Consider the following 13,831-nt stretch of genomic DNA (forward strand, 5'->3'; position numbering starts at 1 on the left):
TAGGTTTAACTTTTATGCGACACAGGTCTGACCACAAACTATAATTGTGATCGCAATCAATAAAACACTCTATGACCTGTGGTTGGCACTCGGTCATATTTAAGGAGAATTACAGTGACTACCCTACTTTGGATCATCGCCATGATCTTAGTGCTAGGAGCCCTAGCTTACCTTCGGGTATCTTTGCTCACTGCCACTATTACAGCCGCTGTTGTGATGACAGCAGGATGGACACTCGATGTTGTCGGCCCTATCTCTTGGATCGTTTTCCTCGTGATCGCGCTGCCGTTAAATATCAGTGCATTTAGACAAAATGTGATCAGTCGTCCACTGATGAAGGTATATCGCGGCATCATGCCGGAAATGTCTTCAACAGAGAAAGAAGCGATTGAAGCCGGCACCACTTGGTGGGAAGCCGATCTGTTTGCGGGTAACCCGAACTGGAAAAAACTCCATAACTACCCAGTTGCGCGTTTAAGTGCAGACGAACAGGCCTTCCTCGATGGCCCTGTTGAAGAAGTGTGCCGCATGGTGAATCAACACCAAGTGTCACATCAACTTGCCGATCTGCCTGCTGACGTATGGCAATATCTGAAAGATCACGGTTTCTTCGCCATGATCATTAAGAAAAAATACGGCGGTTTAGAATATTCAGCTTATGCTCAATCTCGTGTGTTACAAAAACTGGCGGGGTTAAGCAGTGAGTTGGCTTCAACTGTTGGCGTACCAAACTCTTTAGGCCCTGGAGAGCTGCTGCAACATTACGGCACGCCAGAGCAACAAAACCATTATTTACCGCGTTTAGCCAAAGGCTTAGAAGTCCCCTGTTTTGCACTGACCAGCCCAGAAGCCGGTAGCGATGCAGGCTCGATTCCTGACTTTGGTATTGTGTGTAAAGGCCAATGGGAAGGTGAAGAAGTTCTGGGTATGAAACTGACCTGGAACAAGCGTTACATCACTTTAGCCCCTGTCGCGACAGTATTAGGCTTAGCCTTTAAACTGCGCGATCCAGAGCATCTACTTGGCGATAAAGAAGAACTCGGCATCACTTGTGCTTTGATCCCTACCGATGTGGAAGGAGTAGAAACGGGTCGTCGTCACTTCCCGCTTAACTGCATGTTCCAAAACGGTCCAACTCGCGGCAACGAAGTATTCGTGCCATTAAGCTTCATCATTGGCGGCCCGAAAATGGCGGGGCAAGGCTGGCGCATGCTGGTGGAATGTTTATCAGTGGGTCGTGGTATCACTCTGCCATCAAACTCAGCTGGCGGCGTGAAAACCGCAGCGCTGGCAACAGGTGCTTATGCTCGCATTCGTCGTCAGTTCAAATTGCCTATCGGCAAGCTTGAAGGTATCGAAGAGCCAATGGCACGCATCGGCGGTAACGCTTATCTGATGGATGCGGTAACCACGTTGACCACTACAGGTATCGACTTAGGTGAAAAACCGTCGGTTATCTCTGCGATTGTGAAATATCACCTGACAGACAGAATGCAGAAATGCGTTATCGATGCCATGGATATTCACGGCGGTAAAGGCGTGTGTCTTGGCCCCAATAACTATTTAGGCCGTGGCTACCAAGCTGCGCCTATCGCAATTACTGTTGAAGGTGCAAACATCCTTACCCGTTCTATGATCATCTACGGCCAAGGCGCGATTCGTTGCCATCCGTATGTACTCGCAGAAATGGAGTCAGCGTTTGATACTGAATCGGGTCAAGGTTTAGCTAACTTCGATGCGGCTATCTTTGGTCACATTGGTTTCGCGACCAGTAACTTCATCCGTAGCTTCTGGTTAGGTCTGACATCAAGCCGTTTCTCTAACGCGCCTTATTCAGATAAAACCAAACGTTATTATCAACAGATGAACCGTTTCAGTGCCAACCTTGCCTTGCTCTCTGACTTAGCCATGGCAACCTTGGGCGGCAACCTGAAACGTAAAGAGCGTATCTCTGCCCGTTTAGGTGACTTACTGAGCCAACTGTATCTGGCATCAGCCACGCTAAAACGCTATGAAGATGAAGGCCGTCAAACCGACGACTTGCCATTAGTACAATGGGCAGTTGAAGATGCGCTATACAAGCTACAAGCTTCTTTAGACGATTTACTGGATAACTTCCCTATGGGCCTTGGCAGCGCATTACGTGTGGTGATGTTCCCATTCGGTCGTCCACTGAAACGCCCAAGCGATGTGTTAGATCATAAAGTTGCTAAGATCATGCAAACACCGTGTGAAAGCCGTAACCGTTTAGGTAAAGGCCAGTTCTGGACTAACTCTGAGCACAATGCTGTGGGTATCCAAGAACAAACACTGCTCGACATCATCGCGTCTGAACCGCTACATGACAAAGTCTGTAAAGCCAGTGGTAAACGTCTACCATTTATGTGGTTAGATAAAGTTGCCGCAGAAGGTAAAGCCTTAGGTGTGTTAAGCGATGCCGAAGTGCAATTACTGGAAAGAGCAGAAATTGGTCGTATGAAATCAATCAACGTTGATGACTTTGACCCAGCAGAACTGCGCCCAGAAGTGGTTTCAACCACTTCACAGGAACGTGCTGCGTAATCCACTCAGTAAGATTTAAACCACAAAAAGGAGGCTAATTAGCCTCCTTTTTTATTCCGATGGCAGGGCGTGCCACAACTAAGTGAATTTGGTTGAGTTACGACCTCGACTTTGACCAATGCTTTCATTGCTCAGTATGACTGAACAGTACTATGCAAATGACATTACTATCAATCCATTGATAAAAGAATACCATGTCAGTAAGTCGCTGACATGCCACTTTAAAAACTGTTCAGTTTTTAAACCTGTAAGGCTTTAGATCTAATTCAGCCTTAACACTCTTCATCACTCAGGTCTTCAAAGTACCAGTAACCGAGGTTCACCCACTCAGTCAGCTGCGTAAGCAAATCGGTATCAGCTAACCAGGGGGCTAAGGCGGCTTTATCTAACTGATTACTATCACATAGTAGTGGGATCACCGCGGCCAATTCGGCTGAAAGCTGATACTTATCACCATTAATATAGACAACGCCTTGTCCCACATTGATATCAAAATACAAACAACGCAGTCCGCCGAGGCGAATAAGCGGCTGCTCATCGAGCCAAGCGAGCACTTCGTCTTGCGTGATGTCCAACGGCTCATCGGGTAAATCGAGGGCGCATTTAGATTGAGTTAAATAGCGGCCCGAAAACTCGCTCACCAGTTCATCGGTTAACATATTAGTCAGTTGCGTGCGTAACCGCACTAAATCGCGATTATCGACACAACCACTGCGCGTTGTCAGCTCGCGGTCTGGATCTTCAATCTGCTGTGCGCCTAAATCTTGCTCAGACAGATGATCAGCCAAAGCACTTACCATATCTTTGGCGGAAGCGGTGCGATAACCTACTGAAAAACTTAAAGACTGTTCTAAGGTTATGCCGTCATGGGGGAATCCTGGGGGAATATAAAGGATGTCGCCGGGCAATAACTCAGTATCGATAATCGGTTCAAAAGCTTCTGTGTGCAGCAAAGCGGGATGCGCGGCAAACTCTTTGTGCGGTCCCAGATCGCCTACGCGCCAGCGGCGACGTCCCGAGCCTTGGCAAATAAACACATCATACAGATCGATATGCGGTCCCACGCCACCGCCAGGAGTGGCAAAACTCACCATCACATCATCTAAACGCCATCGCGGAATAAAATCAAAACATTGGATCAGGGCTTCTGCATCGGGCACCCAGTTGTTCAAGGCTTGCACGATCAAAGTCCAATCCCGTTCACCGAGATGATCGTAGGAATCAAAAGGGCCAAATTCAGCCTGCCATTGCCCAGCCTGTTGGTACACTCGCCGAGATTCCACCAGCTCATCCATGGCTAACCCAGCTAACTCTTCGGGCGAGATTAAATCTTGAAAATGTTTGAATCCTTGGCGGATAACCAAAGGGTTTTTCTGCCAATATTCTGCTAAAAATTGCGCGGGTGTTAAGCCATTAATATCGAGTTGCATGGGTCGCTCACAAACCAAACTGTTATTCATAGAGGTAAATGCTAACAGGAAGCGAAACCAAGAAAGCTCGACCGGATCAACAAAGCATTAAGTCTTTTATCAGCGTCAATGTGATAGTGAATTTACTAACGTATTGAATTACAATCGGCTTATCTAAAAGCGTTGTACTGTCAAAGACGGCAATGCTGACACATCATTTATAGAATCCACATAAGATCTATGCCTACATCTGCTGCTAACACTTTGGTCGCGCTCGACTTTGAAACCACAGGGCTATCGCCTAATCAAGGGGACCGCGCGATTGAAATCGGAGCGGTGCTAATTGAAAACGGCGTGATCACCCAAAGATTTTCAGAGTTGATGAACCCAGGATTTAGAATAAGTCGTTTTATTGAGGACTACACAGGGATCAGCAATCAAATGCTCAGGGATGCAGCGCCCTGCAATGAAGTGATGGCGCGTTTTGCCGACTTTATCGCCGATCATAACTTAGTCGCCCACAATGCGGCATTTGATCAGCGCTTTTTAGACGCGGAATTTGGCCAAATTCGCCATCGCTATCAAGGGCAATTTGGTTGCTCCTTGCTAGTGGCAAGACGTTTATATCAAGCGGCACCGAATCATCAGCTAGGTACTTTAGTGCGCTATAAACAGTTACCAAGCGATGGCACCTTTCACCGCGCCTTAGCCGATGCCGAAATGACTGGCCATTTGTGGCTGGCAATGCTGGCAGACCTTCAGCAAGAGTTCGGTCTCAATGCTCCCACCTTCGAGTTACTGCAAAAAATCGCCAAGAAAACCAAAGCAGATGTGCCGAAGTTTTTACGTCAATGTGCGGTTAAGTGATCCCCAAAAGCAAAAAGCCGATAAATCCAAGGATTATCGGCGATGTTTCAATAAGCAAATTAAGTGCTCAACGACTTGCCAGCAAAAAACAGCAAGCTCCTAGCAATAACGGCCCATCTATAACGGCTTAAGCGGCGCACTATCAATGCCGCAGGAACTGCGAACCACTAAGGTCGTCGGAATAAGCTGCGCACTCACCTCTTGTCCGCGGATAAGTTTGAGTACACTGTCGACTAAGATTTCACCGGCTAATTGGGTATTCTGCTTAATGGTCGTTAATGGCGGATTGGCAAAACTCGCCACAGGAATATCATCATATCCCACCACTGCAACTTGTTCTGGGACTGAAATGCCCTTCTCTTTCAGCGCACGAATAGCACCAATGGCAATCAGATCGCTAGCAGCAAAAATAGCATCAAACTGTGCGCCTTTGGCCATCAATGCCATAGCCGCATCGTAGCCAGCACTTTCAGTGCTAATTGCCGACACTTGCTTAGTGCGATCGACAGCAATATTCGCCATTTGCAGCGCCTTCACATGGCCTAAATATCTGTCCCTAAACTCAGGGCTGTGGCTTGAGGCATCGCCTAAAAAGGCAAAAGCTTTACGACCAAGGGAAATCAAGTGCTCTGTGGCAATCAAGCCGCCTTGATGATTATCACAACCAATGGAAAGTACTGACTTATTGTTATGCTCAGCGCCCCAGATCACAAAGTGAGTATTCTGCGCGAGCAATCGCTCCAACTTTTGCTCGTAGTCCATGTAGTCACCGTAACCAAGCAGGATAATGCCGTCAGCTTTATTACTGTCTTCATAATCGGCGTGCCAGTCGCTGGACAATTGCTGAAAAGAAACCAATAAATCATAACCTTGCTGCGCCGTTGCTCGGGTAATGGAGCCAAGCATAGACAGGAAAAAAGGATTGATTAACGAGTCATCGTTGGTGGGGTCTTCACACAATAACAGCGCTAAGGTATGGCTATTTTGGGTGCGAAGATTGCTGGCATTTTTATCGACCTTATAATTCAGCTCTTTGGCAATGGTTTGAATACGTTGGCGAGTTTCTAAATTGACTAACGGGCTGTTTCTAAGGGCACGGGAAACCGTTGACTGGGATACGCCAGCACGATAAGCAATATCAATCGAGGTCGCTTTCGATGCCATAAAGAGGATTTAACCTTAGTTATTATTTTGCGTCGATACTAAAACAGTTCCACTCACTTGTATAGACGAATGCGTTAACATCCGTCTTACATTAGAGACTCTGCTTAAATGCCGAGCTGATCGAGCAAATCATCGGCTTCATTATCAATGGCACGAGTCGCAATGGCGGGTTTATCGGCCATCTTAACCCAAGGCGAAACATTCGAATTTGAGTCGTTATTTCCCCCAATCGAACTGTGCTGCTCTAACAGACTATCGGGATCGAATTCTTCATCGTAGACAAATTCATCTAAGCGAATGAATTCGGTTTTGTCCATGGCAAACTCGAGGTAAAAAATATGGTTATTTTCAGTCCTAAACGACACTCTACGGGCAACCGCATCGTCTAAGTTAGCGTCGATTGATATGGTTAGCTCTTTATTAATCGTCAACATTTTTGGCTGACTTTGGCTGATTGACGTTTGCAATTCTTTAGAAATTTTATTAATAAAATCCCCTAGAATTTGGTTCATCAGTTCGCCCATCACATTACTCACTTCATCTGAAGTATGTGAAAACGCGAGCTCAGACTCAGGCATGCCCATGTTCAGCATGTAGCGACGGTAGATTTCAATCGCTGCAGAGGCTGAAAAGTTGATCACAACCAGCCCTGAAAAACCACCGTCGAAAATCGAGAAACAACCGAGATCAGGTTTAAGACGAGTACGCGCAATACTTTGTACCATACCCGCATGGGTAACATTGCTGGCACTGGTGCTAGAAAGGACGTGGGCGACTGAGTGGCATAACTTCAGTAAAATATCATCCGACGTTACGATAGTATTTGTGGTCATAATCGATTCTCAAACTGAATAATGAATTAATCTTGCGCGTAAAAGCGTAAAAAATCAAAATTAAAACAATTGATTAGCCTAATATAGCAAGATGGCAAAATTAACATAATGCTAACTTATTGATATTTAATAGATCAGATAAAACCTTCAACATAAAGCGACTTATAAAACGGCCTAACTTAATAAGAACATGCCCCATAATGCAACAGATTAAAGTTCCCTATCACTATTCCCTGCTTTAGATCAAAGAAACTCATATTTTATAACGGCTTTTACTTAATTTATGTCACAGACGATTCAATTGAGATTGATTCGCAGGTATATTGATGCACAATAATAAGCCCTTAAGGAATCCAAATGATCACGTTTTTGCGCCGGTTTACCATTTTGCAACGCTTAATGATGATGCTCCTTATGGCCGCGATAGGGACTGTGTGTTTTGCCAGTTTTTCAATTAAAGAGCAGTACAGTAATTTAATTGAGCAGAAATGGTTGCAGATAGACGGTCAGCTCGCCAGCATGTTAAGCGTGATAGATGTGCACCGTCAGGATGCGCTCAAAGGTAAGTTTAGCGAAGCAGAAGCTAAACAAATCGCCGCGGATTTAATCAATCAAACTCGCTATTCAGGTTCAGGCTACTTCATTGTTATTGATGATAATAATCAAATCCTCGCCCACGGGGATAGCGCAAATCTTATTGGTACCTCAGCATTAACCTTCAAGTTACCTAATGGCACAAATCCCTTAGCCACTATGCTGCCATTAGCGCGTGCTAAATCGAAAACAACCCTCGAATACCCTATCGCCGATCCTATGACCCGCGCGATAGAAGACAAGCTTGCTGAAGCCCGTTACTACCCGCAATGGGGCTGGACAGTCATCACAGGCGCTTATCTTAGCGATGTCAAAGCGAGCTTAAAGTCAGTCATTATCGACTATCTGATTATCATGTTTTTGATTTCAGTGCCAATTTTTGCCTTCTTCCTTGTGCTTAACCATTCCATCACCTCACCATTAAATGATGCTATTGATGCCCTTGAAGATATTGCCCAAGGCGAAGGCGACTTAAGTCAGCGCATTAATGCTCAAGGTAAAGATGAGATTGCCCATCTCGCCCGCGCCTTCAACATGTTCGCCCAAAAAATTGGCGACATGGTCGGCCATTTACAACCTTTAGGCCAAGCATTAGATAAAGATGCAAAACAGCTTTTGATTGCAGTTGAAGAGTCCAATCAGAGTGCTGAACATATCCACAGAGAAACTGGCAGCGTCGCCACAGCCGTCAATCAAATGCTGTCGACCACCCATGAAATGGCGAGCAACACCCAGCAAGCGGCCGATGCGGCGAACAGCGTAAAAGAACAAGCGCAGCAAAGCCAAGTCGTGATCGACAACACAGTCAGCAACACAGAAAAACTGGTGGCAGAATTAAAAGCCTCTGAAGTCATCACCCAAAAGCTGGGCGTCGCCTCACAGCAAATCGGTAGCATTCTCGATGTGATCCGCAGCATTGCCGAGCAGACCAACTTACTCGCCCTCAATGCCGCCATTGAAGCTGCTCGAGCTGGGACCCACGGCCGTGGTTTTGCCGTAGTTGCCGATGAAGTCCGCGCCCTTGCTACTCGCACCCAAGACTCGACCAATGAGATCCAAAAAATCATTAGCGAGATCCAATCCGGTGTTGGCTCAGTGATGAAGAGCAACAATCAAACTCAACTGCAATCCGATGAGCTACAGGCCCAAGCCCACGAAGCGGGTAAAGCCATGGCGGCGATTCTGCAATTGATTGCCCATATCAGTGACATGAACACACAATTAGCCAGCGCCACCGAAGAGCAATCACTGGTGACCGAAGAAATTAATCGAAATATTTGTAATATTTCGGAATTAACCGAAGTCTCAGTAAAAGCTAACGAAAGTAATAGCCATGCAGCTCAGTCACTGCAAGACATTAGCCAAGACATGTCCCGCACCTTAGGCCAGTTTAAAATCTAACTAAAGTGTATGAGAACGGCATGACTTGTCGATTGGGGCGCCATAGGGCGCCCTTTTCTTTGGGTAAACCTTCTGGTACCGCTTGTTAACCGCTATCTCACCAACAATGAATTTCAACGAAAAAATCCCATTAACCACAAATTCTCTGTCACGCTAACGTTTGATATGCGGTATGCTTTAGCCTTAAAAATCCAACCGAGACACTGCCATGCGAATGACCTTAGCCGTTCACCCTGAACAGTACACAATTCATAGCTTTAGCCCGAATGCCGTATTGCCCAGTGAGGTTTTTGCACAGGACATGTATTTCATTGGTAAGACCCAAGAAGGTTTATCTTTAGTCGTTTCCAGTGAAATGGAACTCGACAGCCTAGAGCAAGAACCGGGCTGGTGTTGCTTTGAAGTACTCGGGCCACTGGGATTTTCGATGACAGGCATTTTATCTAAAGTGTCTGGCACCTTAGCGGACGAACAAATCAGTATTTTTGCGATTTCGACCTTTGATACCGATTACATTTTAGTAAAAAATAATCGCCTCAAAAGTGCCATCGCCGCCTTGAAAAAACAGGGCTATCACATCATAGAATCGAAAGACGAAATGTAATACCCCTTTAAATATGAGTTCATCTACTATGTACGAAAAAACAGTCACCATTACCGCCAAACATGGCATTCACACCCGTCCAGCAGCCTTACTGGTTAAAGAAGCCAAAACCTTTGACTGTGATGTCATGGTCGAGTGTAATGGTAAGCAAGCCAGTGCTAAGAGTCTGTTTAAGCTACAAACCTTAGGCTTATATTCTGGCGTCACGGTAAGAGTGTTTGCCGAAGGTGAACAGGCACAGGCCGCGGTTGAGAAAGTCTCTGAGCTGCTCATTACCCTAAGCTAAGCCTTTTCTTACGCTAAAGTGCATTTATCTGCAGGTTTAACCGACACGCAAAAAACTCGTCTCGACCGTCTTGACATGCCAATGCTTTACATACAAACGCTTTACAAGCTTAGCGTCACTCAACTAGACTCGCTATCGCTAACGGACACTCAGTTCAGTGGTTAATTTAGGAAGGGATATGTCAATAACGGGGATTATAGTGTCATCGGGAATTGCCTTTGGACAGGCACTTCACCTGCTCCACACCGAACATCACCTCGATTATCGCCCTATTCCCCTGTCTAAAATCCCTCAACAACAGGGTAAATTTGCCAAAGCCTTACAAGAACTACAGGCACAACTGACCCACAGTCAAGCTGCACTCGACAGCGACTCCGAAAATTATCAGTTGATCGAAGCCGACTTATTGTTATTAGAAGACGATGAATTAATCGAGCAAGTGAACGATGCCATTCGCACCTTACAATTGTCGGCAAGTGTGGCGGTTGAACGTATTTTTGCCCATCAGGCCAATGAGTTACAATCCTTAGATGATCCCTATTTAGCCAATAGAGCCCAAGATGTACGCTGTTTGGGCCAAAGAGTCGTCGCGGCGATAAACGGCCATTTAGCTCAAGGACTCGAAAAACTCGATAGACCCACTATCTTATTAGCGCAGGATTTGACCCCCGCCGAATTTGCCTTACTGCCGCGGGAAAACCTTTGCGGTATTGTACTGAAAACGGGCGGTTTAACGAGCCATACGGCCATTTTAGCCAGAGCAGCTGGCATTCCAGCCATGTTAAGTTGTCAGTTCGACGCAGACTCTATTCCCAACGGCACGCCCTTAGTGCTCGATGCACTCGCGGGTGAACTTTGTGTCAATCCCAATCCAGACCAACAGGCAAGACTCACAGTCACCTTTCACCATGAACAAGCAAGGCGCGCAGCACTTCAAACTTACAAGGATGTCCCAGCGCAAACCCAAGACGGTCATACCGTGGGACTCATGGCAAACGTGGGTAATCTCAACGACATCACTCATGTCAGCGATGTCGGCGCCGATGGAATAGGTTTGTTTCGCACCGAATTTATGTTGATGAACGTCGCCACCCTGCCCGATGAAAAAGCCCAATACAGCTTATATTGCGATGCATTGCACGCCCTAGGCGGTAAAACCTTTACCATCCGCACCTTAGATATAGGTGCAGACAAAGAACTCCCCTGTTTATGCCAAGAAATTGAAGATAATCCTGCCTTGGGTCTTCGCGGCATTCGCTACACCTTGGCGCACCCAGAATTATTTAAAACCCAATTGAGGGCAATTTTGCGTGCAGCTAACCATGGCCCGATCCGTTTGATGTTCCCTATGGTCAATCAAGTCGAAGAATTGGACGAGGTTTTTGCACTCATTGCCCAGTGCCAAGATGCCTTGGAAGAAGAAGAAAAAGGCTATGGCGAACTTAGCTACGGTATCGTTGTCGAAACCCCTGCTGCGGTATTTAACCTCAACGCTATGCTGCCACGACTCGATTTTGTCAGCATTGGCACCAATGATTTAACCCAATATGCAATGGCAGCCGATAGGACAAACCCGCAGCTTACCCGTGACTATCCGTCCCTTTCGCCGGCCATTTTAGCGTTAATTAACATGACAATAGTCCAAGCAAAAGCGGCCAATGTAAAAGTGTCGCTCTGCGGCGAACTGGCCAGTTCACCACAAATTGCACCGCTGTTAATCGGCATGGGGTTGGACGAACTCAGCGTTAACTTAAGCTCACTCTTAGAAGTGAAAGCGGCCATTTGCCAAGGCAGCATCACACAATTTTCTGCATTAGCGCACACGGCATTACAACAAGATAGAATTGCAAGCTTACAGCAGTGTATAACAAGCTATAAATAGAGACATTTATTCGTTATGCTGCATTACAGAACAAAAACAATGACAAAAACAAGCAAAAGAGGCTCTTGATTATGGGATTTTTAAGCCGAATAAGGCGCTTGGTATCGGGCCAGACTCAGTTAGCTGGCGGTATCATGGTATATGCCCCCGTTTCCGGGGATATCGTCGCCATTGAAAAAGTCCCCGACGTGGTTTTTGCTGAAAAGATTGTCGGTGATGGCATCGCTATTGCCCCCAAAGGCGAATTAATTCTGGCGCCTATCGACGGCACTATAGGTAAAATTTTTGAGACAAATCATGCGTTCAGTATTGAGTCTCCCCAAGGTTTAGAGCTATTTGTTCACTTTGGTGTAGGTACAGTCGAGCTGAGAGGCAAAGGGTTTAAACGTTTAGCCCAGGAAGGTCAAGAAGTGAAAGTCGGCGATCCGATCCTGTCATTCGATATTGATTATCTAAAAGACCAAGTCGACAGCCTACTCACTCCTGTCGTGCTGGCGAACATGGAGGATGTCAAATACCTCGACAAAGCCCAAGGCAGTGTCACCGCAGGTAAAGACGTGATCTTTACGGTACAGCTCTAATTTAACCATTTCGAATAAATCGTTTATCGGTTGTTTTCTGAATAATAAAAGGCTGACTCACCATCATGAGCCAGCCTTTTAAGTTTTTGAAAACCAAGCCTATACACGGTATTTGAATTCGCCAAGCTGTATCGATACACAGACTTAGGATAATCTATTTCGGCCGTCCTCACGCTAAGCATCACGTTCCCTGTGAATAACGGCTACATGACTCTAGTAAACTAATCTACTTTGAACATGGCAAAATCGGGGCGCGGCAATTTATCTAAAATACTGTACAGATAAATCACCAATACCGAGAGTAAAGCGCCTGTCAAAAACAGCCACTGACCGCCAAAATGATCCAATATGATGCCACCTCCAAGGGGCGCGAGCGCAAATCCTAAGTCATAGAATGAAGCGGCCCCAAAGTAAGCGCCACGAAGATGATCAGGGGCTAAGCGGTCGATATGCACATTCATAGTGGGGAACAAAATAGTCTCGGCGACACTCATCACTACAATCGCACCAATCCAGCCCCAAAATAGATCCAGTGGATTAAACGCCAGCCAGATTTGTGAGCCGATCAGTAATAGCAATCCGATTTGAATCCGTTTGACGAGCGGAAAACGGGCCATGAGTTTCAATAGCAAAAATTGGGTGGAGATAATCACCATAGCATTGGTGAAAATCATGCCAGAAATTAACGTCAGCAAATCAGGCGCACCTGCGCGAGTAAGATATTGGATCAACGAACTGTCCATTTGGGCATAAATGAACATACACAAAATATTGGCAAAAATTAAACATTGCAGCAGTTTATCTTGCAATAGAATGGCGATAATTTGCTTACGGCTCACGACTGCCGCTTTTTTCGTGCTTGCCTCTACATCAGTCGATAAGCCATTCACACCACGATTAACACCATCACTTGTCATGTCATTTACAAAGTCACTTTCACTGCCACTCGTATCGCCACTTAAATTGTCACTCGATGAGGCGCCAGCCGCCATAGCAGGTTCCTGACGGGTTTGATGGTTAAATCCCCAATATAACAAGGCCAACAATACGGCAAAGGCCACTGCAGTAAGGTAGAATGCCCGTAAGACCAAGCCATACCCCCAGCATAGGGCCAACGGCGCAGCCAACGTTGACGATAAAATACAGCGACTGCATCGCCAATTCGCGTGTCTTAGGATCAGTAATAATGTCGCCAATAGCGGCGGATGTCAGCGGTCGCCACAGTGAAGTGGCCATAGAGCACAGGGTCATCACGACCACATACCCCTAGACAGAATTTGCTTCAGCCAATAACGAAAACGAGATGATATAGAGGATGCCCGTCAGGTACATCAGCTTATGACGACCGATTCTGTCGGACAATGAGCTACCAACAAAGCTCGTAAATACCGAAATAATCGCGGCGCTGGACAAGACCATGCCGACCTCAGTGGCACTTAGCGCAAATTTCTCATATAAAATAACTGCTAAGAATGGCCACACCATGTAATAACTGCCACGGGTGATAAAAGACCCAAACAAAAATATCCACATCAAGCGCGGAAATTGCTTAAATCGCTGCAATGAAACATCGCTGTGCATCTTAATCCTTTAAAAGCGCATTGACCTCAATGCTTAAATCAAACTGATTTTAATGAAAAAACAATAT

10 protein-coding genes and 1 pseudogene are annotated in these 13,831 nt (G+C 46.0%); 7 read left to right on the forward strand and 4 right to left on the reverse strand.

Translation table 11 applies throughout. The annotated features are described in order from the left end of the window. The first annotated feature begins 114 nt into the window (after positions 1-114). Positions 115-2,562 (forward strand): acyl-CoA dehydrogenase FadE, encoded by a 2,448-nt coding sequence (gene fadE, locus L5M17_RS05450; protein WP_263145793.1) that lies wholly within the window; start codon positions 115-117, stop codon positions 2,560-2,562. A gap of 272 nt (positions 2,563-2,834) precedes the next feature. On the opposite strand, the gene L5M17_RS05455 is transcribed toward fadE, so the two are convergent. After that, complete coding sequence (locus L5M17_RS05455; protein WP_263145795.1) at positions 2,835-3,992, reverse strand: cupin domain-containing protein; 1,158 nt, start codon at positions 3,990-3,992, stop codon at positions 2,835-2,837. 219 nt (positions 3,993-4,211) lie between these two features. Here L5M17_RS05455 and L5M17_RS05460 point away from each other — a divergent pair, with 219 nt between their 5' ends. Beyond that, positions 4,212-4,838: a PolC-type DNA polymerase III gene (locus tag L5M17_RS05460; RefSeq protein WP_263145798.1), complete on the forward strand. Its 627-nt coding sequence runs from the start codon at positions 4,212-4,214 to the stop codon at positions 4,836-4,838. Between the two features lie 117 nt (positions 4,839-4,955). On the opposite strand, the gene L5M17_RS05465 is transcribed toward L5M17_RS05460, so the two are convergent. After that, positions 4,956-6,002 carry a LacI family DNA-binding transcriptional regulator gene (locus L5M17_RS05465; protein WP_113939612.1) on the reverse strand — a complete coding sequence of 349 codons (1,047 nt, stop codon included), beginning with the start codon at positions 6,000-6,002 and terminating at the stop codon, positions 4,956-4,958. 104 nt (positions 6,003-6,106) lie between these two features. Further along, positions 6,107-6,835, reverse strand: a complete 729-nt coding sequence (locus tag L5M17_RS05470; RefSeq protein ID WP_028760052.1) for a DUF3334 family protein — start codon at positions 6,833-6,835, stop codon at positions 6,107-6,109. A gap of 357 nt (positions 6,836-7,192) precedes the next feature. Here L5M17_RS05470 and L5M17_RS05475 point away from each other — a divergent pair, with 357 nt between their 5' ends. The 5 genes from L5M17_RS05475 to crr all read left to right on the forward strand — a co-directional run bounded on the left by L5M17_RS05475 (position 7,193) and on the right by crr (position 12,183). Further along, positions 7,193-8,830 (forward strand): methyl-accepting chemotaxis protein, encoded by a 1,638-nt coding sequence (locus L5M17_RS05475; RefSeq protein ID WP_028760053.1) that lies wholly within the window; start codon positions 7,193-7,195, stop codon positions 8,828-8,830. Positions 8,831-9,038: 208 nt separating this feature from the next. After that, positions 9,039-9,434 (forward strand): ACT domain-containing protein, encoded by a 396-nt coding sequence (locus L5M17_RS05480; RefSeq protein WP_198573284.1) that lies wholly within the window; start codon positions 9,039-9,041, stop codon positions 9,432-9,434. A gap of 28 nt (positions 9,435-9,462) precedes the next feature. Continuing rightward, a complete protein-coding gene (locus tag L5M17_RS05485; RefSeq protein ID WP_028760055.1) occupies positions 9,463-9,720 on the forward strand; it encodes an HPr family phosphocarrier protein in 258 nt (85 codons plus the stop codon). Between the two features lie 178 nt (positions 9,721-9,898). Next, positions 9,899-11,602, forward strand: coding sequence for a phosphoenolpyruvate--protein phosphotransferase (gene ptsP, locus L5M17_RS05490; RefSeq protein WP_263145805.1), 1,704 nt, complete (start codon positions 9,899-9,901; stop codon positions 11,600-11,602). A gap of 71 nt (positions 11,603-11,673) precedes the next feature. Continuing rightward, positions 11,674-12,183, forward strand: a complete 510-nt coding sequence (gene crr, locus L5M17_RS05495; protein WP_006081821.1) for a PTS glucose transporter subunit IIA — start codon at positions 11,674-11,676, stop codon at positions 12,181-12,183. A 221-nt stretch (positions 12,184-12,404) separates the two neighbouring features. Here the strand turns inward: crr and L5M17_RS05500 are convergent. After that, positions 12,405-13,764 (reverse strand): annotated as a pseudogene (locus tag L5M17_RS05500) (MFS transporter). Between the last annotated feature and the right edge of the window lie 67 nt (positions 13,765-13,831).

This window comes from Shewanella sp. SW24 (genome assembly GCF_025653395.1).
GTDB classification, from domain to species: Bacteria; Pseudomonadota; Gammaproteobacteria; order Enterobacterales; family Shewanellaceae; genus Shewanella; species Shewanella oncorhynchi.

Excerpts from the sequence above, each read along its gene's own strand:
- L5M17_RS05480 (WP_198573284.1), top strand. The coding sequence starts at position 9,039 with ATGCGAATGACCTTAGCCGTTCACCCTGAACAGTACACAATTCATAGC.
- L5M17_RS05460 (WP_263145798.1), top strand. The coding sequence starts at position 4,212 with ATGCCTACATCTGCTGCTAACACTTTGGTCGCGCTCGACTTTGAAACC.
- L5M17_RS05485 (WP_028760055.1), top strand. The coding sequence starts at position 9,463 with ATGTACGAAAAAACAGTCACCATTACCGCCAAACATGGCATTCACACC.
- L5M17_RS05470 (WP_028760052.1), bottom strand. The coding sequence starts at position 6,835 with ATGACCACAAATACTATCGTAACGTCGGATGATATTTTACTGAAGTTA.
- L5M17_RS05475 (WP_028760053.1), top strand. The coding sequence starts at position 7,193 with ATGATCACGTTTTTGCGCCGGTTTACCATTTTGCAACGCTTAATGATG.
- L5M17_RS05465 (WP_113939612.1), bottom strand. The coding sequence starts at position 6,002 with ATGGCATCGAAAGCGACCTCGATTGATATTGCTTATCGTGCTGGCGTA.
- crr (WP_006081821.1), top strand. The coding sequence starts at position 11,674 with ATGGGATTTTTAAGCCGAATAAGGCGCTTGGTATCGGGCCAGACTCAG.
- ptsP (WP_263145805.1), top strand. The coding sequence starts at position 9,899 with ATGTCAATAACGGGGATTATAGTGTCATCGGGAATTGCCTTTGGACAG.
- L5M17_RS05455 (WP_263145795.1), bottom strand. The coding sequence starts at position 3,992 with ATGCAACTCGATATTAATGGCTTAACACCCGCGCAATTTTTAGCAGAA.